Raw genomic sequence first — 24,785 nt, forward strand, 5'->3', positions numbered from 1 at the left:
ATTCTATAAATACAATTGTTATTATCTAGCCGTTGTTCATCATTGAAAACAAGAAAAATGGATAAAAATACTTTTGATCTATTTAATGAGGTTCATTCTAATTTCAAGGGTGATACTGAACAGACTTTTAAAGTCTGTCAAGATTGCGGTGGAAAATGCGAGTATAATAAAGTTAGTAGTTTATTACCAGGAGAAGCAGAATATATGGCTCACAAGCATGGTATTTCTGTAGAAACTTTTAGAGATAAATATCTAGATGGTGTTATGATTAATGGTGAAATTATTGATATTCTAAAATGTTCAGACCCATGCCCATTTCTTAAATTGGATTTTTCTTGTAATGTAAGAGGTTACAAACCAATTATGTGTCTTATTTATCCTCTAATATTTGAACCAGATAAAAAAGGAAATTGGTTGATTAAACTCGATAATTTATGTCCTCTAGCTCAAAATAATAAAACAGCTAATTATTTTAAAACAGATGGCATGAAAATAATAAATGATATGAACATTTCGAATAAATGGCTGCAAAAGGTATATGAAATTGACGAATATGATTATGATTATAAATCCATGGTTTCTCAAAGAAATGTTCCCATTAACAAGTATAAAATATTTGAACTGGATGAGTTATTGAGTTATAGAATTTGAATTTTTAGTTATGGATGTTATTGGTATTATTTCATTAATTATAGCAATTTTAGGTATCTATCCTCTAATCTTGTTTATAATATCATTTGTAAATAGACCATTTATTATTATTGGAATCTTACCGTTTGAGGAAATTGAAAGTGGAAAAATTGATATAAAAAAACTAGGTAAATATGACGAATTTGATGAATTCCATTTTAACCCCAAATTATTTTCAAAAAAAATTCAGAATTTAAAATACAGCAAATTAAACAAGTGGAAAGATAGGAATAGAATTTTAAAAGAATCAAAAGAAGAAATATATGAATTGCCTATAATATTCAATAATATTGGATATAGTGATTTAATGGATTACAATTTAGTTGTTTCATTCTGCAACATATCTAAGAGTAACGAAGTAATACAAATATTAGAAGTTGAAACTGAATCTGCCATTATTGATGCGTTATATTGTGATGACTCATATGAAGGTGAATTTGGAAAAGAACTAATCCCTTCTAAAGAGATTAGAAAATACTATAATTACCTAAACTTAAATGACCAGTTGGTAATTTTTAAAGGAAGTTTGGAAAGTTATGTTTTTGAGTTACTATACCTAAAAGTTAAGATTCCAAAAAGCATTTCAGAATTCTACATTACTTATAAAGTTTATCCAATAAATAAATGGAATAAATCATTTGGGTATTCACAAATAATAAAAATAAACGCTACACAAGAAAAAACTTAGATATAAAAACTTTTTATTGTTCTATTTAGGTACAATTTTTTTGTAGAATAATTTTTTGTAACTAACCTCACACTGGTTAAAAAATGCTACAAATCCATAACAACATCATTAATTTTTAGCCAATAAATTTGCGCATCATAATTAGGTGATATTTTCTAACCTTATTTCAAATTATTATGTATTAAGAACTAATTTGCGTAATACAATGTAATGAACTTGCAATAAAAAAATAGACAATTAATTAATTTTTTAGCCCCCTTAGAAAAATATGCAGTCTAATAAACTTGAGCTACACTCCTATTTTAATTTACAAGAAGGAATTGTATTTTTATATAAATCAAAAAACTGCTCCATCGTCTAATTTTCCTAACAAAGAGTCTTTGCTTCTTCCAAATAATTCACAAAGAGTTTCCATCTCAAACTTATCTTTACATTGTTCTAACAGCTCATACTCTCTTGAACTCCATGGCTCATAAGCTCTCGGATTTTCTAGTCTCGCTTTATAGATATGATACTCTAAATATCCCGTGTACTCTAATGGAATTGCTTGTATTTCTGTTTTAATTTTATTAAACAAATCAGCATCGTATAAAATTGGATTACCTCCAATCTTTTCACCACATTCCGGACAAAATTTAAAATGCTCTTCTAGTTTTGATTCACATTTTGAACAAAGTATAATTTTATTAGTTGTTTCATCTAATTCTGCTTGATCTTGAAAAACAAAATCATTTGGGATATCTCTTATAAAATCTGATACTGCCCCTTTTTGAGATATTAGATACAAATAATCTTTTGCTCTAGTTAAAGCTACATAAAATAACCTTCGTTCTTCTTCTAACAAGTAATCGTAATTTGTAGGTTTTATGACCTGATAAATTTTATCTTGTAACCAAGGGTCTGGAAAACCTCCTTTATTAGAATGCAATCCTAAAATAAATACAACTTTAGCCTCAAGCCCTTTAGCACTATGTATGGTTTTAAACTGTATTTTATGTCCACTACCCTTTAGTACCTGTTTTAAATCAGATGCCATTGCTGAACGTCTGTAAAGCACCAGTATCTCTTCAGGACTTATGCCTTCTTCGATATGCTTTTCAATGGTTTCCCAAATAAAGGAATTGGACTGCCCTTCTTGTTCTTCATAGAAAATTTTAATCTTTTGTCCACCACGCTTTACTGCTTTGATATCTTTAGGAATTTGAAACTTATTTTTCTTTATAGCTTCTGTTGATGCATTTACTATTGAATCCGTACTTCTATAATTTAGATTTAGGGTTAATAATTCTGAATCTGAAAAATGCTGTTTAAAATTGACTATGTATCCTATTTCAGAACCTCTAAAACCATATATACTTTGCCAATCATCGCCTACACAAAACAATTGTGTTTCTTTTTTTGTTAGCAGGTTTAACAACTTAACTTGTAAATTATTAACATCTTGAAATTCATCTACTAAAATATACTTATACTTATCTCGATATCTTTCTCTAATTTTAGGATATTCCTCTAATAGCTGAATACTTTTTGTTAATAAACCATCAAAATCTAAGTAAGACCTGTTTGTACAATATTCATTAAAGGCATTAATAATTGGAATTGCTAATTCATAGAACATACGTACTCTTTCAAACTCACTTTTTGAAGCTTCTTCTACAATTTGAGCTAATGGTTTTTCTGAATTTACTATTTTGTTTCTTACTTCATTAACTTCCCTAAAAAAACGTTTGATTTCCTTTCTGAAATTTGAAAACTCTTCTTCGTAACGCAATACAGTTGCGGAGCTTAAATCGGCACTTATTCTTCCTTTAATAACACGATCTAAAACCTCATTAAAAACCGCAGAATTATGAGTGGCATCATCAAAGGTTTTTATGCAGGTATTCCCAGCTATTTTCATTTTACCCTCTTTCCAAAAAGACGGATGACTTTTATTACTAATATGCTCTAAATACACATTAGCTTGGGGAATAAAGAAATCTGGGTGAAAGGTTGATTTACCAACCTTTACCTCGGGTTCGTAAACATAGTCTATACTATTACGATATAACCAATCTGCAATATATTGTTCTGATTTAGAACGTACTTTATCCCCTTTTAAACTCGTAAAAAACTTGCCTTCTGGTCTAAACTCTTCTTTTGCATTATCAATATGAACAAAATCAACAAAATAGTCTAATATGTAACGCTTTAACCTTAAAATAAATTCTTTATTTTGAGACAAGTTTATTGTGACCTTTTCAATAATATCGCTTACGGATTCTTCTGCTATATTTCCTATAAACTCGTTATTACCTTTTTTATCTGCAACTATTTTAAATTGATTATCAAATACATGTACACCATCTGTTTTAATAATCTGATAACAAAGACTATGAATTGTTTTTATAGTTAACCGACTTAACCATGGAAATTTATTTAAATAATTTTGTCGCTCTTTGTTTCTTTCGGAAACTGTAATCCCTTTTGTTTTTAAAAAGGTTTCATAATATCCTGTCTTGTCTGCTGAGACAATCATTCTATCTAGCATCTCATTTGCTGCATTCTTGGTAAACGTTACGGCAAGAATATTCTTAGCATCAACAAGTTTATCATCAATTAGATAGTTAATTTTATGAAGCAATGTTTTTGTTTTTCCTGAACCTGCACCTGCTAGCACAAGTAAACGCTTACTTTCAGATATTACAGCTTCACGTTGTTTATCATTTAAAGAAGTTAAATCTGTTTTGGTTGATAAATTTTTCATTAAGTAAATTTGATTTTGGTAATTTAAAACAAGGTGTTATTATTGTCTGACACTTCTCTTTTTGCATCCTCTACCATGTACATAGCCTTACAGTTTGGACAGTATAAATAATACTCATAATAATAAATCTGATTTTTTTTAACCTTTCGTTTTTTAGGTGTTTTTTTTATTGTTGGTGTATTACACTTTCTGCATAAATCTCCTTCTTTTTCTAGTTTTTTTTCTTGATAATCTTCAATATTATCCAAGTAATCTAAATAACCTTCATCCTTAATTTTATTGGCAGCGTTAATTCCTTTATTGGCTAGGGCATCACAACGTTCATTCTCCAAATGGCCAGCATGCCCTTTCACCCAGTTAAATTCAACTTCATGTTTATCTATAACATTTAACAATCTTTCCCATAGGTCTTTGTTGAGTACTAAATTACCCTTCTTTCGGATCCAATTGTTTTGTTCCCAATTTTCTGCCCATCCTTTTACAATACCATCTACCACATACTTAGAATCTGAATACACGGTAACCTTGGCTTTTACCTTAATTTTTTCCAAGCCAAAGATTACGGCCATTAGCTCCATTCGGTTATTGGTAGTTAATTCGTAACCTTCAAAAAACTCCTTTTTTCTTCCTTTATAGCTCAGAATAACGCCAAACCCACCTTTACCAGAATTGGGCTCTGCTCCGCCATCGGTAAAAAGCTCTATTTCAGGTATTTCTAAAGTTTTCATTATTGATTATTTCAAATAAAGTTAGCAGTACTAACTGCAAAACACTTTAAACTTTACTCCTAAAGATCTAATATTCGCCATTGTTCCTTCTAACGTTAAAGCCGCATGTTTTGAAACGGCAGATGGATTTTTACTGCTAATTTCTTCAAGAAACTTTTTTCTATTAAATGTATAACCCATTACTAACCAAACTTCCTTTGAAATATTCTCGTTCATTTTCTTATTCGCAACATAATCCCATATGGATTTTCCATCATCTTTATCAACAGCATCAGGTATTATTGACCTAATGCGTTTTACTGTATAATCACTATCCTTTTTCAATTTCCATGCGTTTTTCCAAGACTTATGATTGTGAGGAATTGAATTGTCGAATATTGATAAATAGTGGGCGTTTTTAAGCCCTTGATTACAAACTTCACCAATATTTGATGCTGACACATGACTCTTCTTGACGTCTGCGCTATTCCCTTTACCTTTTATATGGATAAAAGCTATCTTTTTATATGGATAAAAGCTATCTTTTTATTAGTGACCCATATGAAATCTGCCGGTTCTGTCTGCATATCAGTACATAATAAAAACTCTTCTTTTTCGCCTACATCAAGCATATGCTTTTCTAAATCCGAACCTTTACCTCGTTGATCAATTAAATTAAATAATGAATTTTCATCCCAGCCACCATCGTCATTGTTTTTAGTTCCTTTTTCCGAATGTAATTCATCCAGTTTATCTATGGAAAATATTGAATAGGCTAAAGGTGAAAGTGTTTCGTCAAAATGTTTTCCAAACTTGAAATGAGGTTTATAAAATCTACCTCCTGAGTATGATAGACCTTTCTCGGTAATAATTCTAAAACACTGCTTTCGGTTAATTGTTTTAAGAATTTGTATCACTTTTTGATTAGTTGTAGCATCTTCCAATTGAATATCTCCTTTTAGTGTATCAGACTCAAGCTTAAACTTTTTACGATTATCATCATACTTAATTATTATAGGATAATTCGTGTCGTTTATCTTTAAATTAAACTGATACTTACTATCATTAAAATCGATAAGATAAAATGTATCATTGAGTTGATAAATTTCTTTCTCTTCATCTATATATTCTTCTTCAATATTGCCTATTTTAAAATTATCAGACGATATCTCTATATCAAATAAATCAAGCATTATTGATTGAGGAATATCATCGCTTTCATTAGTTATTTCAGTAGTATATCTATTAAATACACTTGTCGAATCAGATTGACTTTCCAATGAGCTATTTAAATAGTCAAGCCAATCTAAAAATTCTTTGAACTTCACATTTTTCCCTTCACTTTGACTAACCCTGCCAGTACCAAACCCTAAATAAGTTCTAATCTGATATTCCTCATTTTTTAAATCTGGGTTTTTATATTCTTTATATACTTTTTTATCCTTATAATGTCCAAAAGTAGAACTCATAAAATGGGAAAAATCGTTTAAATAACCTGTTGTATCTTCAATGGATGAAGCCATGAATGAATGAGAGTGAGGTTCAGAAGACCCGATATTGGTATTTTTTAAAGCGATTCTACTAACTACGGTATCACCTGTTTCTTTAAATATTGATTTAAGAATATTAGAATCTATACCATATCTTAACCCTAAATCATCACGCCCTACGGGTAACATTTTGCCCGAATCATAGAAGAAAATGAAATTTTTCATTTCTTTTACAAAACAAATATGATGGGTTAATTCTGGAAAAAATGATTCTTTTAAATAAGGTGAGTTATTAATAGTAAAATACAGATATAAAAGTGATTTAGCACCAAATATGCTTTTGAATATATAGTGGTCTTTATCTTCTAATTCTTTATCCAAATAATTAACTTTAAAAGAATCAAAGTCAAATTCGCTGATTTTTGAAATTAAATTAACTTTTAAAGGAAGTAATAAATTTTCTTTAAGATCTTCTAATCTCCAATCTTCAAATGTCGTCCTTGTTAATGTAGATCTCATTTTTTTATCTACATAATAAGATTCATCAAGAGAATCTACGATTTGATTGTAGATATTATAGGCTAATGTTTGCGTTAGGTTTCCATTTGCATCAACTTCTAAAAACCTATTCCATTCATCTTTATAGTTATGTTCTGTATAATTAAAAACTTCACCTAACATTTCTTTATCATCAGGTATTCTTATAATCCTACCTATTTGTTGAACAAGGCTCCTTGTACTAGTCATAGGATCTATAATCGCCAAATATTTAAATTTAGAACTATCTATACCTTCTATTAACTTAAATTGATGAATCCAAATTTGCTCTGTTCGTTCATTTTGATTTTTTGGAACAGTTTGGTACAAATACTTACCAATAGCCTTATTCGCATCTTTAAATCTATTTTTAAAAGTTTCATGAATCGCAATAAAATCAATTGACTTATTTTTAAGAATTTTACATATTTTTAATATCGACTCTACATTATCACATTTAATAATTAATCTATTGTTTTCTGAGCTTTTAGTTGAATTAATTCTCGATAATAAATTATCTATTACATGTTCTATTTTGTTTTGACTTCCGATATCATGGATGTTGATACTTCTAATATATTTCCTTTTAATTAGTTCTTGGTAGCCGATTTTATAAACGTTATTTTTCCAATCTATATCAAACTTTTTGAAGTCGTTTCTAAAAGGAGTTGCACTAAAAATTATTCTTGGCACTGTAAATGATCTTACTGCATCACTCCATTTAGGTGCTGGTTCATAATGGCCTTCATCAAAGAGTATTAATTGTATATGTTTTTTTAGAAGGTTATAAATTTCATTTTTTTCTCTTTCGTTATATACAGAATTTAATTTCTGAATAGTCCAACAGATAATTGGATTTTCTTTTATTTGATCCTCAGTAACATCAATATCATAAACAGATTTAGTGGGCTTCTTCTTTAAATCTGTAAATTTCACATTGAATATTTCATTGGAAATTTCATTGAATAATTGATTTACGATTGGTCTTCTAGGTGATAAGATTAGAACACCTTTTACATCTTTTAGACAAGCAGCGAGCCCTGCAATTACAATTGTTTTACCACTTCCTGTTGGCATTGCGACTAAAGCAGAACCTTCTGTTTCTTTTGCTTTAAAGGAATCGATATAGGTTTTCATTTTCTTTACTGCGCTTAATTGATAATCACGAAAATGAGCTTCTACTTCTTTTGGTGTTAATATTGATTCCGACATATTTTGTTCAATTACTCTTCAAAAACCTACAGTAAACAACTTTGCAAGAGTTGCTCTACTTGGGTGTGACTCGTTTTTTCTATTCCTTTAATTCCAACACCTTAACCAGTGTCTTCTGTAATCAAATTAAGCAGTAAAATACAGTTTACGTGAACCTATCTTTTTATATTTTACTTTACCTTCATTTACAAGTAATCCGATGATAGACCAAGACAAATAATTCTTCTGGCTACCTTCAAAATCTGATTCAAGATGAAGCGAACGCGCAATATCACTATTACCAATCCCTTCAGGATGTTGTTTTATTACTTCTAAAATAGCCTCTTTTAAAAGTGAAACTGCATAAATTGATTTTTCTTTTGGGTTCATATTATTATGATTTTAATTCGCTGGCTCTAACACCTCACTTAAACAACTTTGCATGAGTTGCGCTATTTGGGTTTGGATGTTATCTATATGCTCTTTTAAACTATCGCATAAGGCCATTAAACTATTAACCTGCTTGACGATGGCTTTTTGTTCTTCAAGTTTGTCATTATTAATTATCTTTTCACGAACCAATAATACCAATTGTTTTTATTAGTCCATTCACAGATAAGCTCCTTTTTTAAAGTTATACTTGCATCTCTTGACACATTCCACTGTCCTTTCCAAGCCGGAACTATTGGTGTATTTGCATCATAACGTGTGCCATTTCTAGTGGTTACGGAAGATGCTTTTCCTTTATGTCTGTATTCCGCATAATAGCTTGAATCTGCTAAACATATAAAGTACTTTTCTTCATATTCATCGTAATTATCTAGTCGTTGTATATCCTTTAATGCATCATACATATCTAAATCCTTGGCTCTATTAGATTGTTTCCTAAAGCACTTTAATTCTAGTGCCGCTGTTGTATTACCAAGTGAGCATGTAATATCTATGCTTTTTCTACCAAGACCAGTTTCGAGCTCAACAACAAAAAACTCATTAGGATAGATACAATAAGCAGTTCCTATTTCTTGCATTAACTTCGCTAATTGAAGCTGTAAGGATGCTTCTTTGTTTATGTATTGAGTGCCTAATACAATTTTTGCAAATAGGATTGCCCAAGCTTGAGAAATGATGAACTCTAATCTATTATTTGGTAATTCTAAACTCATGCTGATACTCTTTCCTCAAAAACCTCCCTCAAACAACTTTGCATGAGTTGCGTTATTTGGGTGTGGCTGTTTTCTATATGTTCTTCCAAACTATCGCATAAGGCCATTAAAGCATTTACTTTTTCTACAATGGCTTTTTGTTCTTCTAGTGGTGGAAGTGGTAGAATCGTATTTTTAATTTTACCTACATTTAAATTTGGTTGTGCTCCACCTTCTGCTAAAAGCCTAATTTCATCGTAAATTTTCCTAAAGAAGTATTTAATATATTCTTTAAAGTCTTTTGAAGTTTTATAGAAAACCATTGCTGCAACAGCTTGATTTGTTGCTCCAGGGATAACTAATTCACTAATTTGACCACGTGTTTTTCCTTGACCATACATTGCTATAATTAATGTTCCTTTTGGGAACACTTTACAATTTGTTTCCTGTAACGCTTTTTCTGTAATAAGCTTTTCTGATTCTTTTGCATATAAATCATTGGTAGCAGAGCTCGTATACCAAGGTATTGTACCATTATAATAAGAAGAGTTTGATTTTGGTGGTGTTGAACCAGTTCCAACATTTACTAAATCTTGCAACCTACACCAAACCCAACCCTCAGGTAACTCATAAGGAATGTCTTCTTTGGTAATTGGGGGCAAGGGTTTTTCCTTTTTGATTTTCTTTTGGGCTATGAGTGCTTGTTTTTCGGTTTGGATGCGTTTTAAGAGCTCGCTAGCGTGGTGAGGCCCTGAAACGAATTCGGGGTGACGAGCGCGCCATTTTGACGTTAGTTTACCTTGAACGGCCAATTGCAATATGGCGTCCCGTAGTTGTTTTACATTCTCTTTTTCGGTAAAGAACTCCGTAAAATGGCTTTGTAACCATTGCCATTCTTGCTCAAGGTTATCAGCTTGTGACAAACGTTGCAACGCCGAGGTGGCAAAGTCTTTTTTAAGTTGTATTCTGGTTTTGGTTTGTTCTTCTAATTGCTCAACTTCTTTAAATAATTTATTGACGATTTCTACAATGGCTTTTTGTTCTTCGAGTGGTGGAACAGGAATTTTTAATCTTTGGATTTTTCCTTTATTCAAAGTTTTCCCCATGAGAGCGTTCACTTGAACTCCCCAATTTGAAATAATTGGTAAAAAACGGAATAAATAATCTTGTGTTATTTCATTCCCAGGATAAATTGAAATAATAGCTTCATTATGACATGCATCAACACCAAGAATTGAAGTTTTCCCAATTGTTAATTTAAAACTCATTATTAGAGTTCCTTGTTTAACTAAACCATTTTTAAAATAGTTTTTTAGCCCTAAATCACTTAACGTTTTTTTGGTTTCATAAATCGTTTTATAAGTATCCATATCAGCAATACTAATCCAAGGATGATCACCTTCCCAAAATTCAAAGCGTTTTGATGGAGGTGTTTTTCCCATTTGAAAATCAACGAGATTGTCAAACTCATCCCAATACCAATCTGCTGGTAACTCATAGTAGCCTTCAGTTTTATCAGCAATGGACTGAATTCGTTCTTTATTAAAATCATTAGTCAATTTTCCTCTTAACGCTAAATCCAGAATTAAGCTTTTTAATTCTTCAGCATTTTGTGGATGCTTACTAAGGGTTTTAAAATGTTGTAAGAGGTGTTTCATGTAAAGAGATACTTTGAGACCTCTCGACTGCGCTCGAGGTGACAAAGCAGTAATTTTTAGTTTAAGGCTTCGTTCAATACATCCATAATTTTTTGTTGGATGCTTTCAATGTTTTTTTCGGTGGCCTGGTATTGTTTTAAGATGTCTTCCGGTGAAGCTAAATCGTCTGCTTCTTGGTGGGGGTTTTTAATATCCAAGTTGTAGTTGCGCGCTACAATATCTGCTACTGGTACTTTCCAAGCGTATTTGTTTTCTTCGCGGTTGTTCCACCATTTCTTTTCTAAATCGAACTCCTTAATATGGATCGGCTTGGTTTTGTTATAGCTCTTTACACCTTCGGGATAGGGATGTTCAAAATACCATACCTCTTTGGTCGGTGTGCCCTTTTCAAAAAACAACAGGTTGGTCTTAATGCCCGTATAGGGGTTGAACACTCCATTGGGCAAGCGTACTATGGTATGCAGGTTGCAACGCTCCAACAATTCTTTTTTCAATCTGGTTTTTACCCCTTCGCCGAACAAAGTGCCATCGGGCAACACCACCGCAGCACGACCGTTAGCTTTTAAGAGTTTAATGATCAATGCCAAGAACAGGTCCGCCGTTTCCTTGGTCCTGAACTTGCTCGGAAAATTGGTTTCGGTACCGTCTTCCTCTACCCCTCCAAACGGTGGATTGGTCAATATTACATCTACCTTGTCCTTACTTCCCCAATCGGCATAGGGTTTGTTCAAGTAGTTGCCACGATTTACGGCAGGCAGATCAAAGCCGTGCAGCATAAGGTTGGTGGTGCACAGTAAATGCGGTAAGGGTTTTTTCTCAATGCCCCTGATGGCCTTTTGTAAGACATCGCGGTCTTTGGGTGTTTTTACCTGATTGCGCATGTGGTCTATGGTACAGGTCAAGAAACCGCCCGTACCGCATGCTGGGTCCAATACCGTTTCGCCCAATTGCGGGTCGATGATATCTACCATAAACTGGGTTACCGCTCTTGGAGTATAGTATTCCCCAGAACTACCGGCAGATTGCAGTTCTTTTAAGATGGTTTCGTATATATCGTTAAAAAGATGCCTGTCTTCCGAACTGTTGAAATCTATCTTGTCAATCTCGTTGATCACCTGACGGAACAGGGTTCCGTTTTTCATATAGTTGTAGGTATCCTCAAATACCGAACGTATGATTTTTGCTTGTGGACTTATGGTGATATCCAAGTCTTTTAGGGCAGGAAAAAGCTCGTTATTGACAAAATCCATCAAGGCATCGCCCGTTAAGCCTTCATCATCCTCTGCCCAGTTGCTCCATTTGAGGTGTTCTGGAATAGGACTTTCGTAATCGTCTATAGTGATTTCCCATTCTTCTTCTTTATCGGCAAATATTTTCATGAATAGCATCCATACCATTTGCGAGATACGTTGTGCATCTCCATCTACTCCCGTATCTTTTCGCATGATATCGCGAATGCCTTTTATGTTGGTTGTTATGTTGCTCATATTTTGTTTATTCCTTCTTTGAGTATTAAAAGTTCGTCTTTATATTTTAAAAGTTGTTTTTCTACTCTTTCCACAATAGGCTTTATAGCCTCAATAAAGGCATCCAATTTTTGTTGTTGTTTCTCATCTCCTTCAAGAATAAATGTTTCTAAGTTCCAACTCAAAACACTGCTAAAATGACATTTCCATTTAGCTCCTAAATTTTCTTTCGCACCATCTAATTCACTTAATATTTCTACAATCCGTCTATCGTAATCAAAATAATCTACAGCAGGAGACACCGTTGATCTAAAATATATTTTCTTTTTATTGTTAAAGTCAAACTCAAATAGGAAAGCCTCTTTATCTGGCCACCCATTTGCTTTTTTATACTTTAGAATTAAAGGTTCTAAACTAGGTGGAATAAACCTAACATATCCTTTATTTTTAGAGCCTAAAATCCACCCTTGTTTTATAACTTTCTCATTTAAAATTTCTGCACAATCAAACCATATATCAGGTTTATTTCTAAATACAAAGTCAAAAAAGTTTTTGTGATTCTTGTACAATTGTCTAGCCCAAATGTTTGAACTATCATCACTCATAATGTTTTGTTTTATTATTGTTAAATAATCTTTAATATATTGAAGTATCGCAGCATTAATAATCTTTGACCTACTATTCAAAATAGAGTTTAAAATTTCAGCAATTCTATTATAAGAATAAGAAATGTATATATCACTCTGTGAGGCATCCTGTCCCGTAGGACTTAGAAAAACAAAGCACTTTTTTTTCTTTGGGAAATTTTCTTCAACTATATTTTTATATTTTAATAATTGACCATGACTTTCGCTTGACCAAATTTTATTTTCAATAGAGACTACAAAATTCTTAGTAATAATCAAGATATCTATATTCTTCCATTCTCTTCTAATCTCGACATCACTTAAATTAAGATTACTGAGTTCTATAATAGAAATTCCTTTTGCTCTTTCATCGATTAGCACATCTTGTAAGACTCTCTGTAAGAACAAATCATTTAAGCCATGAAATTCGTGAGGGTCTAATAACCACCCCAAAAAATTTGAATGTCTAATCTCATAATCGGCAACTCCAAGAATAGTAAAAATGTTCGGTTCTTGAGTCCTTATTAACAATTGATCATACAAATCATCAGAAAGTAGATTTTTATATTCTTTCTCTAATTCTATTATTTCCATTTAAGCTCCCTCCTTATAAATTTCGTTTTCTAGTTCCTGAACAGCTTGTTCAAAATCTCTTTTCTTTCCAAATGCCTTAACTAGTTCTACTGGTGAACCTAATCGATTTAATGGTTGAACTTTAAGTATAGATCCTTTTTCAATAGACAAAATACCCTCTTGTTCATATTTATCTAAAAGTGTAAATAATATCCTTTGAGCGGTTTCTCCATATTTGGTAAAATAATTTCGCTTGCGTACATTATTGGCACGTTCTCGTCTAGTTAACGGTGGCTGGTCATAAGCTACATGACAAATAAGGTCGAAAGGATCTAGATCTTGACCTACTTCTTCTTTTAATGCTTCAATTAAAATTCCACAATCTACCAACTCAGCTAACAATTCTTCTTTACTTTCTGAGGTTTGCCATTTTTGAATAAAGGCATCTAACGATTCATATTCGTTTTTAATGTTAGACTTGGTATAATCTTTAAGAGATTCTGTAATTAGTTTACCATCCTTACCATAATACTGCACGCGCTCATTTGCAACGGTAACCTTGATATTATTTACATAGTATTTTTTCACTTCTTCTTCCTCTTCATCTATATCAATATTTGGGACACTTGTTGATATAAAGCCGCCTAAATCACTTTCTATAGAATCTATATCATCTGTTTCTTCAACATCTGGCGGCACAACTGTTTCTCCTTTATCTGGTTCATAGATTTGCACTGGGTCTCCATCAAAGTCTGGATCTGCAAACAAATTGGTGGCTTTACGAAAATCCATTATGGTAAAAAAGACCTTTCCTTCTGTTTCTCTAATACGTGTACCACGACCAACGATTTGTTTGAACTCAGTCATCGAACCTATATTAGCTTCTAGTACAATGAATTTAACCATTTTTGTATCGATACCAGTCGTTAACATTTTAGAGGTTGTTGCGATAACAGGGAAACGTTCTTCTACATCCGTAAAGTTGTCTAACTCCTGCTTGCCAACCTCATCATCACCTGTAATCTTAACGCAATAGTTCCAATGCTTAGCGACTAAGTCTGCATTTTCATTTATTAAGGCTTGACGCATTCGGTTTGCATGGTCTATATCTGTACAGAATACGATTGTTTTAGCAAAGCGGTCTGTTGCCTTGAGATATTCTGTTATTTTTTTTGCGACTTCAATGGTACGTTCATCAATAACCAAATTACGGTCGTAATCTTTAAGGTTATAGATACGGTCTTGCACTTCGTTACCATATTTATCTATGAGTCCAGTTATTGGTCTCCAGCCTTCGTCCACATTCATAGAAATACGCACCACTTTATATGGCGCCAAGAACCCATCTTCTATACCTTGCTTAAGGGAATATGTGTAAACAGGTTTACCAAAGTACTCCATATTGGATACGTCTTTGGTTTCCTTTGGTGTAGCGGTTAGTCCTATTTGTGTGGCTGCATTAAAATAATCCAACACTTCTCTCCAAGCCGAAGCTTCTGATGCCGAACCACGATGACACTCGTCTATGACTACTAAATCAAAAAAGTCTCTACTGAACTCTTTGTAAGCATTTTTAGATTCTTCAGTACCAGTTAAACCCTGATACAAGGCGAAATAGATCTGATAGGATTTGTCAATCTTCCGGTTTTTGATAATGTGCATGATGTCATTACCAAAAGCTGAAAAGTCTCCATTTTTAGTTTGTGTTAATAATGCATTTCTATCGGCTAAAAACAAAATACGTTTTTTAACACCGTTTTTCCAGAGTCTCCAAATGATGTTAAATGCTGTATAGGTCTTTCCTGTGCCTGTTGCCATAACTAAAAGAATACGATTTTGACCTTTTGCAATGGCTTCTATGGTTCTGTTGATTGCATTTTGCTGGTAATATCTTGGTGACATACCAGAATCATCAACATAGTAATCTTGAGTTACGACCTCCTGGATTTCTGGTTTATCAAGGTCTTCTTTTTTACTGTATTTATTCCAGAGGTCTTCTGGAGAAGGGAAACTGTCTAAGCCTATTTCTTCTTCAATGTTACCAGATAATTTTGTTTTGTCATGAAATACAAAAGAATCACCGTTTGAAGTAAACACAAAAGGGATTTGTAGTATTTCAGAATACTCTAAAGCTTGTTGCATTCCATCGCCCACTTTGTGTTTATTGTCTTTAACTTCAATAATAGCAATTGGAATGTTTGGTTTATAGTAAAGAATATAATCGGCTCTTTTCTTCTTACCACGCGTGTATAATTTCCCCTGAACTATGATCCTACCATCGGTAAAAGACACTTCTTCTCTTACTTGTGTACGTATATTCCACCCAGAACTTTGTATAGCTGGGTTTATGAATTTGGTACAAATATCTCTTTCTGTAAGATCTTTTTTATTCATTTAATGTAATAACTATTGAAATAAGCGCAATGAAATCTACTAATAATAAATTTTAAACAAACACTAAAGATATAAAAATTGATCTTTTGTCAAATTCCTGTTCTTATTAAAATTACTATACTTTCCATATCTAAAAAAGAGTGAAATTGCTAAAACTTTAGGTAATGTAATAATTCACCAAATATTGCTTCTAATTTTACCTAATTCAATTTAGTTTTGTTTTGCAAATAGTAGCTTCTTTAATATTTATACTAAGATTATCTAATTCATTATACACACTAATAAATTTTATGTGTATAGAAGTTATCTTTATTTTGACTGACATATTGATGATATTTTGCATTTAGCTATTTACAAGATATTGAAATTTTTAGAAGATTATTTGTGGTTTTCCGTATTCTGTCTAACTAATGCAGATAACACCTGCCATTGGCATTTTTAGTTTTGCACTTACATCATTCTCCTGACTTTGTTTTTCTTATGCATTGTATTGCTAAAGTTGTTTTTTGCTGGTGATGGTAAGTATTAGAACTATTAGAAGCTGAAAAAGAACTAACATTTTGTACATTGTAACCTATTGATTTGCATACTTTACAAGCTTGATAAGCTAACACTTTAGCTCTATCTAAGTTTATAGTCTTCTTTGAATATTTTAAATAACGACAAGTTTCTTTATGATATTTTTCTCCTGTTTTTGTTGTATAAACCGTTTGCCCTACAACACTAATATTAGATGTAACAAAAAGAATAAAGTATAATATTTTTAAAGACTTCATTATTTTGATTTTTTCTTCTTGTTACTTCTCCATTCCCAAGGTGCTATCGCATTTGGTTCAATCCATAACCCTCTTTTATCCTTCTTAGCACCATCTTCAAGGGTTTGCAACAAATCATCATCCGAATATCTAACATAGTGCCAAGCTAAGCCTGCTTTAAGCAATTCCTTGCTTAAATTTTTTGTGTCGTAGAAGACATAAGCAATCAACCTACCATAGCGGTCTTGTTTTAAGACGTTCAGTTTTATATGTTTTCCTAATATGGCGTCTGATGTAAATTGTTTCGCCTTTGCGGAAAAAGGTTGTTTCCTCTCAGGACAGTCTATATTGGCTAACCGTATCCGAACTAACGTAGAATCTTTGGTTAGGAGTTTAAATGTATCTCCGTCGGTTATGGAAACTGCTTTGCCTGATAGTGTTTGTGCGTAACATACAAACGGAAAAATAAAAATAATGATGAGGCGCATTTGATATTCTTTTTTAATTATATACTATTAATATTGGATGCTTTGTTGTTTACGATATGATTGACGCCATTTTTTAGTTTAATAATTTCTTCTTCTTTCCATTTTTCAACAGCTAATTCTGCTATTTCTGCTTGAGCTAAGGCGATTTTATTTAACAACGCCTTGTTAGCTGCAATTTCAGCATCCAGCCTATTTTGATTTTTTTCAGCAGATATTTTCATCGATGTGTTAATATTGTCATTTATATCCGAAATTTTTTGTTGCTCACTAACAAAAGATTCGTGTTTGAGTCTATCCATCATGTCATCATAAGGGCCTGACTCCGCCATAAGCTTAAACAATACAGGAGCTACCTCGATGAATATAAATAATAGGGTAATTAACCATTTAGCCCAAAAAATAGAAGGCTTCTCATCTGTTAAAATGTGCATAGCTTCTAAATGCGCAGCAAACCCGTCATAGTTTTCAGTTTTATTTTCATAATCTATGTTTTTTCTGTCTAAAGTTTTTTGTTTTGATTCTATTTGCTCATCTAAAGATGCCTTCTCCTGTTGTTTACTAGTAAGAAGATCATTAATCCGATTCTTTTCGTCTACTATTGCATTTCCTTTGTTTTTGTTAGTTTGTTCTATTTTATTTTGAATTAATTTAATTTCCTCTCTTGCCCTATTTCTTTTGGCTTGATTCGACCTCAATGTTGCCAATCTTTGATTGATAATTTTAGATGAAAGAGAATCTTTTTGAGCTTTTACAAATGAGTTATAAGATGAATTCACCTTATCCTGAAGCACTTTCAACAGAGATTCTTTATTTTTTAAGTCAACTTTTTGTTCGGTTATAGAGTTTTCAAAAAAAGCACCAGCATTCTCAGAAAGACTTGTTTTATCATAAGTCAACTTATTGATATCGTTTTCAATAGAAGCCCTTCTTTTTTTCAAACTATTTAAATTGTTAACGAAAGTACTATCTCCATTTTTTAAAATAACAGCTTCATCAATTTTCAGTCTTTCTACAACGGTTTTTATTTCTTTCTCAAAAATTTTTAATTCTAAAGGAGTAGATATCACCAACCCTAAAAGCACGGCCATCAATAACCTAGGAGCAGCTAACTTCCATTCTTCAATAGTGATTTTCTGTGTTCCGTCGCCTTTACCTATCGTAGAAACTATATATCTATCTAAGTTAAAAATCAATAAACCCCAAAATGCACCAAAGAATAAAGAGGGTAGTGCCGATTTAAAAGCTGTGTAAAAAGCATAGCCTCCTGCAAAACTAGCCATTAACGCTGTAAATACAATCGTACCACCTACTCCAAAATACTTAGCGTGGTCTGTTGGACATTTTTTTAAAATTTCAATATTAGCACCGGCACACCACCAGAAAAAACGGTTAATTCTGTTCATTGATTTGATTATTTAATATTTTAGAAATTACCCTATTATTTTTAATAGAGTTGAAAATTTTATTCAATTTATTTTCTTTTAGTTCTGTAGTTCCGAAACTAGGCTCAAGTTTGTTAAACTTGACTTTCTCAATTGATGAGTAATTTGAATTGTCAAAATTTACGTTTAGACTATTTGAAAAGCTTTTGATGCCCAATTCGATATTAGGAAATTCAGGAGTTTGGATTGCAAGATTTATTGTGTTCTCAAATACAGGAGTAGCAATTTGAATACTTTTAATTATAGGCGTAGGAAAAACTTGTATTTCTAATTTCTTTGATACGATTTCTTTAAATCCTTTTGCGGTAAGAATGTATTCAAAGCTATCACTTGGTTTAATTTCTAAATCACCTTTATTTTCGACAATTCCAATATTGTTGTTTAGAGAAACCTCTTGGGCATTTGTTACTTCCCATGATATGTTAATATTGCTGCCCTGAATTAAAACATCTTTATCGCTTTTAAACTCAATAATTTCAGGCGGCTTAAGGTAAGAGGTGAATGGAGCTAAATCTAAATAGTTTTCAATAGAAATATATTCTTTTAAAATCCCCAACAATAAAACCACTTCTTTAGAAAGAAGACTTAGGTCTTTATAAATATTGGAATTTTCAATATCTTCAAAATCCGTTTCTTTAAATAATAGGTATTGAGTGTCTTTAACTTGATACTTATTCCATAAGTCAGGTTTTTCGGCTAGGGCCAAAACTGAGATGTAAATTATTAACTCTGAAAAATAGTCAGCTTTTAGTGAAGCATTTTCTCCTTTAAAACGAGAGGGATGCTGATAACCTTTTAAACCTGTAACAAACTCTCGTTGACCTTCAATCTCAGGAATACAAATAGAATCGTAGTCAACTAGTTTTATTTCACCTTTTATGGTAATTAAAATATTACCCTCTTGTAAATCACCGTGTGATATTTGGTTATCTCTTAAATCCTGACACATTATTTGAAAATTTTCTGCCAAGGATTTTAATTTATCAGATTCTCCAAGATGCTTCTCAATATATTCTTTGAAAAGCACTCCGTCTAGCCATTCCATTCTAATGGTATCAACTAATTCCCCATTAACTAACAAGGCATTTTGATCATATATAAAATCAGCAAAATAGGGGAGTTTTTTAGAAGTTAGGTATTTTGAAATCCTTAGGAATCTATCCTGATTTTCACCCATTTGTACATGCCACACACGAAAAGCCCATTTTTTTGCTTGGTGAGTAAGTTGAAAAACCATATTAAAACCTCCTGCATAAACAAATGGACTTCCATTTTTATTAAGTCTAGCTTTTGCTCCTTTAAGTTCAGGAAGCTTAAGAAAAACATCTAAGTTTTTTATGGCGGTTAATATGTCTTGTTTATTCGGCATTTCTAAAACTTATTGAAAATGTTGGTTGTATTGGTTTTAGGGGGTTCTTTTGTTTGTGTTGGTTTCTTTTCCCATTTCATCATAATTTTTTCAATAGGTAAAAGAGAAACTTTATTATTCTTAATGGTAAATCCAAACTGAGGTTTTAAATCATTGAATTTAGATACAAATTGATCTGTTAGGTTTCTGTCATCCTTTATAACAAGGATATTTTCATCATTCAAGCGTGCTTTAAACGACCAATTATATGAACCTGTGATGACGGTATTGTTATCAATTACACAAAACTTATTGTGCATAAAGCTATCTTTTGAACCATCATTGATATTACCTAAATAACCAACTTTTCCGTTGTGCTTTAGGAATTCTTTAAAATCCACCCTACTAGCTTTGTTAAACTTGTGATTTGCGATAACTACTTCAATGTTAAGTCCTTGTTTTTGTTTTTCTACAAGTCTTTCATAGATTTCATAATCTGTAAACCAAGCCACACAAATCTTAATGTCATATAGAGCATTATCAATCTGATGGATAATTTGCAAATGAATATTATTGAAGTACGCTTTTACCATTAAAATTTATCTGTAATGTTATTTTTATTAGGAAGAGTAACTTCTTTTTTCTGAGCTGGATTTGGTTGTTTATCCCACTTACCAAATATATTCTCTTTAGTAACCTCTCTTTTGTCAATGAGCAAATCTTCTAAAGGTCTTAGTTTAGAAATGTCATTTGCTTTTAATTCAACCAATAATTCTTCTGTTAAATCAGTAATATTTTTATTTGGAGACTTTAAACAGGCTGATATTATTTTAGATGAATTTGGATTCGAAAAATCTTCCTTTGAAAAAAGTAAATCCTCTGTCTCATAATAGGTGTTCCATAATCCGGGCATTTCAGCAAAAACGAGAAGAGATAAATAGATAATTAATTCTGAGAAATAGTCTAAACTAGGATTTACAAACTTGTTAATTTGTCTCGCTGGATGTTGATACCCTGGTAAGCCTTTTATAGTATCTGCCATACCGTTTAATGGGGCTATAAACATGGAGTCATAATCTATAGCGACAATTGAACCATCATTTTTGACAAGTATATTTCCATGCTGTAAATCTCCATGAGCAATATTTTCCTGATGGAAATATTTAACCATTCGTTTGAACTTATCCGCTAAATCCAGAATTTTTGTTGAATCTGTAATATTTGAATTAATATACTCTTTAAGAGTTTTTCCGTCAACCCAATCCATTAACACTATCGGATGCAATGTTCCATTGACTAAGACAGCATCATCTATGTATTTAAAACCTGCGAAATATGAATTGTCTAATTTTTCTAGGTAATTAGAGATTTCAAGAGAACGTTTTTTTGCATCACCAATATCTGCAATCCATAAACGAACAGCAACTTTACTTCCCGTAGGTTTGTTAAACGGAAACACTGTCGTGTATCCTCCTGAATATTGGATAATTCTCGAACCCTTTTGAATCACGGAACCTCCAATAATTTCATTTGATTTGAAACTTACTTGGGGATTCCGCATTGCGGTTACAATATCTGTTCTAGAAGGATAATTTGACATAGCTAAAATTTATCAGTTATATTTTTGGAGTCTTTTTTTTGAGTTTGGTTTTTTGAATCAGTTGATTTGTTATCAATCACTTTTTCTTCAGACACTTTTGTTTGGTTCTCTATTGTAGAATTATCAGGCTTAGTTTCATTTTCATCATTTTGTGATGTTTTTTTGTTTTCACTTGGTACTAATTGGTTTACACTTACTTCTTTATTTTCATCTTTTACTGATTCTTCGTTAGTGTTGGTTACATCATTAACTTCAGGAGCGGTTTCATTATCAGCTTTTTCAAGCTGTTCTTTTGAGTTATCTATCTCAGAAACGGCTTCTTTTTTCCCTTTAACCATGTTTGAAATTGTTTCAATACCTTTTTTGCCCGTTTCAACACACTTTTGAATCAGGTTTTTATCAGGTTTTTCACCATTTTCAGAACTTTCTTCTTTGATTTCTTCTTCCGAAGTTTCATTTTCTGTAACCTCTTTTGAAGAAGCTTCTATTTCTTGTTCTTCCTGTTTTTTCTGATTAGCGATTTCTTCTAACTCTACTCGTTGTTTGTCAATAAGGTCATTAATATCAGAAACACTTTCTAGTTTGTAGGTAATATTATCTTTCTTATTGTCTTCAACTTTTATGATTAAAATAGCTGAGTCATCATTTCCAAGTTTGCTTAATCTTTCCTCCGCAATAAATCTTTCAAAGTCTAATTGGCTTTGCCAAACCTCTGTTTTATGAATTGCATTTTTTTGCTCATTTATGAACCATTCAGCCAGCGCATCTGTCATTAAAAAAAAAGTACCAGCAATAAGTGGCTCTGATTCAGTTTTTTTAGGTATTCCCTTGTGCTTTATAGTACTTCTACTTGAAACATAATCAGGGAAATTATCGAATTCAATTGGTTCTGATTTTGAAGACAATTTTATCACATCAGTCTGAAAATCTTTCAAATTTGAAGGAACAAAAAACAAAAAGCTATCACCTAAAGCATTTGCTTTCCAATACCATTTTTTTGATTTTTCATAAAACTGCAATCCAACAAAAGTTGCAAGTCCTGCTTCTTTTCTATTGAAAGCATTTCTTGTAAACCATTTTGTTTCAGGTTTATTTACGATTTCGGTTACTTTCTGTAGCCAGTCTCGTTGGCAATATTCTATATAGCACTCATCAGACTCCCACTCTTTTTCAACCCAATTTTCAACTAAAGATTCTGCCCAAACTTTTGGAAAAAAGGATTTTGATACACCGTCTGAAATAGCAAATTTGTTAAGCTCTTGATTGATTGCATATCTATCCGCACAATCATAAAACGATTCTGCCTCTTTTGGGGAGATGAATCCTTTAATTGTAATCTTCATACTAAATTAATTTCCCGTGGCATCCATACCACTCATAGAACCGAACTCAATAAATTCTATAAATGCTTCAGGCCTAGCGTTTGAAACAAATCCCTTTGCGTTATCTTTTATTTCTATTCCTTTTTTCTTTGCAGAAAGATTATGAGAATCAGGCACTGAGCTAGATATTTCATAAAGAAATTTAGCTTGTTCATCGGCAAGCTCAGTTTTTGTAGATGGGAACTTATGTTCTGTTCCAGAATCTCCTATATGTGCATTATATACTAAAGGATTTCCATCATCTGAAGTAATTGACATTATATCATTAGCTATAGTAATCGATTTTTTTATCTCCGATTCAACAGTATCACCAGTATATGGCAGTCCGTCTGATATGTTGATAATGATAGGTGCAGGATTGTCTGGTTTTTTCTGTAACCAACCTTGAATTAGCTCTTTGGCAAAAGAAAGTGCATCCGCCATTGGAGTTAAACCGTTTGCTACTGGTTCTATGAATATAGGCAGTTCCTCTTCGATTTCTACCAATCCACCTCCACCATCCGAGACTTTCTTCTTAATCTTTTCCAATTTTAAAGGTTTATCAGCAAATGTGCTTAAATATTCAGATCTTATGTCATCAACTGCTAGGGCTCTACTACCTCCATAGCCAATTATTGAGATAAAAACCCTGTCCTTTACCGTTTCACCATCCATATTTGCAAGGATTAGTGAATTGATAGTTCTATTAATTACTAATGAAGCAAATGATGCTTTATCGCCTTGTTCGGGATAATTTTCTTGCATAGAACCAGATTGGTCTACCAAGAAGATGATATAGCCAGGAGTAGCAGAACTCCATTGTTTTGAATTACTCATATTTATTTATTTAAGTTAGATTCAAATATTATTATTTTAAAAAAACATTATGATTCCTTTTTTTTACTCTAATCAAGAGTTATAGTCATATTGCATCCTCTTCCTTAATCTATAATTGAAAAGCATAATACCTTTTAAGATTTAAAATTTGTAAGAGGAAATTTTATAATTAATCTTGCTAAAGAAAATAACTAATTCATCAGGATAATAATACTTTTTTTCATGTTTATTAATTGTAAAAAAATGATAAATCAATATAACTACGCATTTAAAGCGGTATGAAATTCTCTTTTGATAAAATAAAACGACTTGATAAAATGCGTAAAAATTCTAATTATTATTTATAATAGAGAATTATAAATTACATAGCAATATTACGTTTTTAACTAGGTAAAATTTTACGGCTTTCCGTATTTAGAATATTTTTAAAGAAGCCCTAAATCTTAATCTTTTAAGATAGCTACCAAATGTATGGTTTTATTGATTTTAAATAGCGTACTGATTTAATCTTGAGAAATAGACCTAACAAAGAGTTTTAACTGTTAACTTTTTTGAAAGCTCTAAATGCACGAACATTATTTGTCTAACTTCCATCACAATCACCAAAACTAATTTAAATGATGAATAATTGCATAAGATTGTTTATTGTAAATAGTTGGTTTTTGGCGTGAACTCCATATTTTAAAACACAAAAATGAGGAATGATACTAAACAATAGTTTCATTCCTCTAAATTAATAGCCAATGGTGAATTATCCACCTGTATTTGGAGGCGGAGGAGGAATATTTCCTCCATTACCACAACACGCTTCCTCCCCATCAGAAACTACCCCATCAACTTGATTTACTTCTGGAGTACAAGAAAACAAGACTATATTAAGAAAAACCATAAACAGTATTAAAGATATTTTATTCATCTTATTTAATTTTTAAAATTTGACAATAGTGTTGCCTGTCGCTTTTTAGCAACAATTGTGTTTTATGACAACACATGATTTAAACAGAAGAGACGTCTCTCTTATGGGAAGTATGAAGCGTTGAAGTAAA

22 protein-coding genes are annotated in these 24,785 nt (G+C 31.9%); 2 read left to right on the forward strand and 20 right to left on the reverse strand.

Annotated elements, in window-relative coordinates:
- Window positions 1-57 precede the first annotated feature (57 nt).
- Entirely contained in the window at window positions 58-651 is a 594-nt protein-coding gene (locus tag J1D01_RS03770) for a YkgJ family cysteine cluster protein (RefSeq protein WP_421149882.1), read from the forward strand.
- Window positions 652-661: 10 nt separating this feature from the next.
- On the forward strand, window positions 662-1,378 hold the full coding sequence (locus J1D01_RS03775; protein WP_421149883.1) for a hypothetical protein: 717 nt from the start codon (window positions 662-664) through the stop codon (window positions 1,376-1,378).
- 337 nt (window positions 1,379-1,715) lie between these two features.
- Here J1D01_RS03775 and J1D01_RS03780 read toward each other — a convergent pair whose 3' ends face one another.
- From J1D01_RS03780 to J1D01_RS03875, 20 genes are all read right to left on the reverse strand, one after another.
- On the reverse strand, window positions 1,716-4,124 hold the full coding sequence (locus J1D01_RS03780; RefSeq protein WP_421149884.1) for a UvrD-helicase domain-containing protein: 2,409 nt from the start codon (window positions 4,122-4,124) through the stop codon (window positions 1,716-1,718).
- Between the two features lie 23 nt (window positions 4,125-4,147).
- A complete protein-coding gene (gene rnhA, locus J1D01_RS03785; RefSeq protein WP_421149885.1) occupies window positions 4,148-4,852 on the reverse strand; it encodes a ribonuclease HI in 705 nt (234 codons plus the stop codon).
- Between the two features lie 30 nt (window positions 4,853-4,882).
- Entirely contained in the window at window positions 4,883-5,293 is a 411-nt protein-coding gene (locus tag J1D01_RS03790) for a hypothetical protein (RefSeq protein WP_421149886.1), read from the reverse strand.
- 53 nt (window positions 5,294-5,346) lie between these two features.
- Window positions 5,347-8,070 (reverse strand): DEAD/DEAH box helicase, encoded by a 2,724-nt coding sequence (locus J1D01_RS03795; protein ID WP_421149887.1) that lies wholly within the window; start codon window positions 8,068-8,070, stop codon window positions 5,347-5,349.
- Window positions 8,071-8,196: 126 nt separating this feature from the next.
- The gene (locus J1D01_RS03800) at window positions 8,197-8,439 is read right to left on the reverse strand and encodes a hypothetical protein (protein ID WP_421149888.1); all 243 of its coding nucleotides are present in this window, start codon (window positions 8,437-8,439) and stop codon (window positions 8,197-8,199) included.
- Between the two features lie 12 nt (window positions 8,440-8,451).
- Window positions 8,452-8,631 carry a hypothetical protein gene (locus J1D01_RS03805; RefSeq protein ID WP_421149889.1) on the reverse strand — a complete coding sequence of 60 codons (180 nt, stop codon included), beginning with the start codon at window positions 8,629-8,631 and terminating at the stop codon, window positions 8,452-8,454.
- Window positions 8,613-9,212, reverse strand: a complete 600-nt coding sequence (locus J1D01_RS03810; RefSeq protein ID WP_421149890.1) for a hypothetical protein — start codon at window positions 9,210-9,212, stop codon at window positions 8,613-8,615. The genes J1D01_RS03805 and J1D01_RS03810 overlap by 19 nt, the downstream gene beginning before the upstream one ends.
- Window positions 9,209-10,849: a restriction endonuclease subunit S gene (locus J1D01_RS03815; protein ID WP_421149891.1), complete on the reverse strand. Its 1,641-nt coding sequence runs from the start codon at window positions 10,847-10,849 to the stop codon at window positions 9,209-9,211. The genes J1D01_RS03810 and J1D01_RS03815 overlap by 4 nt, the downstream gene beginning before the upstream one ends.
- 56 nt (window positions 10,850-10,905) lie before the next feature.
- The gene (locus tag J1D01_RS03820) at window positions 10,906-12,336 is read right to left on the reverse strand and encodes an N-6 DNA methylase (protein ID WP_421149892.1); all 1,431 of its coding nucleotides are present in this window, start codon (window positions 12,334-12,336) and stop codon (window positions 10,906-10,908) included.
- Window positions 12,333-13,535 carry a PD-(D/E)XK nuclease family protein gene (locus J1D01_RS03825; RefSeq protein WP_421149893.1) on the reverse strand — a complete coding sequence of 401 codons (1,203 nt, stop codon included), beginning with the start codon at window positions 13,533-13,535 and terminating at the stop codon, window positions 12,333-12,335. Before J1D01_RS03825 ends, J1D01_RS03820 begins: the two co-directional genes overlap by 4 nt.
- Window positions 13,536-15,908, reverse strand: a complete 2,373-nt coding sequence (hsdR, locus tag J1D01_RS03830) for an EcoAI/FtnUII family type I restriction enzme subunit R (RefSeq protein ID WP_421149894.1) — start codon at window positions 15,906-15,908, stop codon at window positions 13,536-13,538.
- Window positions 15,909-16,363: 455 nt separating this feature from the next.
- Window positions 16,364-16,684, reverse strand: coding sequence for a hypothetical protein (locus J1D01_RS03835; RefSeq protein ID WP_421149895.1), 321 nt, complete (start codon window positions 16,682-16,684; stop codon window positions 16,364-16,366).
- Window positions 16,684-17,151 carry a thermonuclease family protein gene (locus tag J1D01_RS03840; RefSeq protein ID WP_421149896.1) on the reverse strand — a complete coding sequence of 156 codons (468 nt, stop codon included), beginning with the start codon at window positions 17,149-17,151 and terminating at the stop codon, window positions 16,684-16,686. Before J1D01_RS03840 ends, J1D01_RS03835 begins: the two co-directional genes overlap by 1 nt.
- A gap of 17 nt (window positions 17,152-17,168) precedes the next feature.
- Entirely contained in the window at window positions 17,169-18,554 is a 1,386-nt protein-coding gene (locus J1D01_RS03845) for a DUF4407 domain-containing protein (protein WP_421149897.1), read from the reverse strand.
- Entirely contained in the window at window positions 18,541-19,962 is a 1,422-nt protein-coding gene (locus J1D01_RS03850; protein WP_421149898.1) for a protein kinase domain-containing protein, read from the reverse strand. Before J1D01_RS03850 ends, J1D01_RS03845 begins: the two co-directional genes overlap by 14 nt.
- A 2-nt stretch (window positions 19,963-19,964) precedes the next feature.
- Entirely contained in the window at window positions 19,965-20,534 is a 570-nt protein-coding gene (locus tag J1D01_RS03855) for a phospholipase D-like domain-containing protein (RefSeq protein ID WP_421149899.1), read from the reverse strand.
- On the reverse strand, window positions 20,534-21,541 hold the full coding sequence (locus J1D01_RS03860; RefSeq protein ID WP_421149900.1) for a protein kinase domain-containing protein: 1,008 nt from the start codon (window positions 21,539-21,541) through the stop codon (window positions 20,534-20,536). Before J1D01_RS03860 ends, J1D01_RS03855 begins: the two co-directional genes overlap by 1 nt.
- Before the next feature lie 2 nt (window positions 21,542-21,543).
- On the reverse strand, window positions 21,544-22,884 hold the full coding sequence (locus J1D01_RS03865) for a hypothetical protein (protein WP_421149901.1): 1,341 nt from the start codon (window positions 22,882-22,884) through the stop codon (window positions 21,544-21,546).
- Window positions 22,885-22,890: 6 nt separating this feature from the next.
- Window positions 22,891-23,739, reverse strand: coding sequence for a hypothetical protein (locus tag J1D01_RS03870; protein ID WP_421149902.1), 849 nt, complete (start codon window positions 23,737-23,739; stop codon window positions 22,891-22,893).
- Between the two features lie 751 nt (window positions 23,740-24,490).
- Window positions 24,491-24,655, reverse strand: a complete 165-nt coding sequence (locus J1D01_RS03875; RefSeq protein WP_421149903.1) for a hypothetical protein — start codon at window positions 24,653-24,655, stop codon at window positions 24,491-24,493.
- Window positions 24,656-24,785 lie beyond the last annotated feature (130 nt).

It is taken from the genome of Seonamhaeicola sp. NFXS20 (assembly GCF_049132085.1).
Classification (GTDB): Bacteria; Bacteroidota; Bacteroidia; order Flavobacteriales; family Flavobacteriaceae; genus Seonamhaeicola.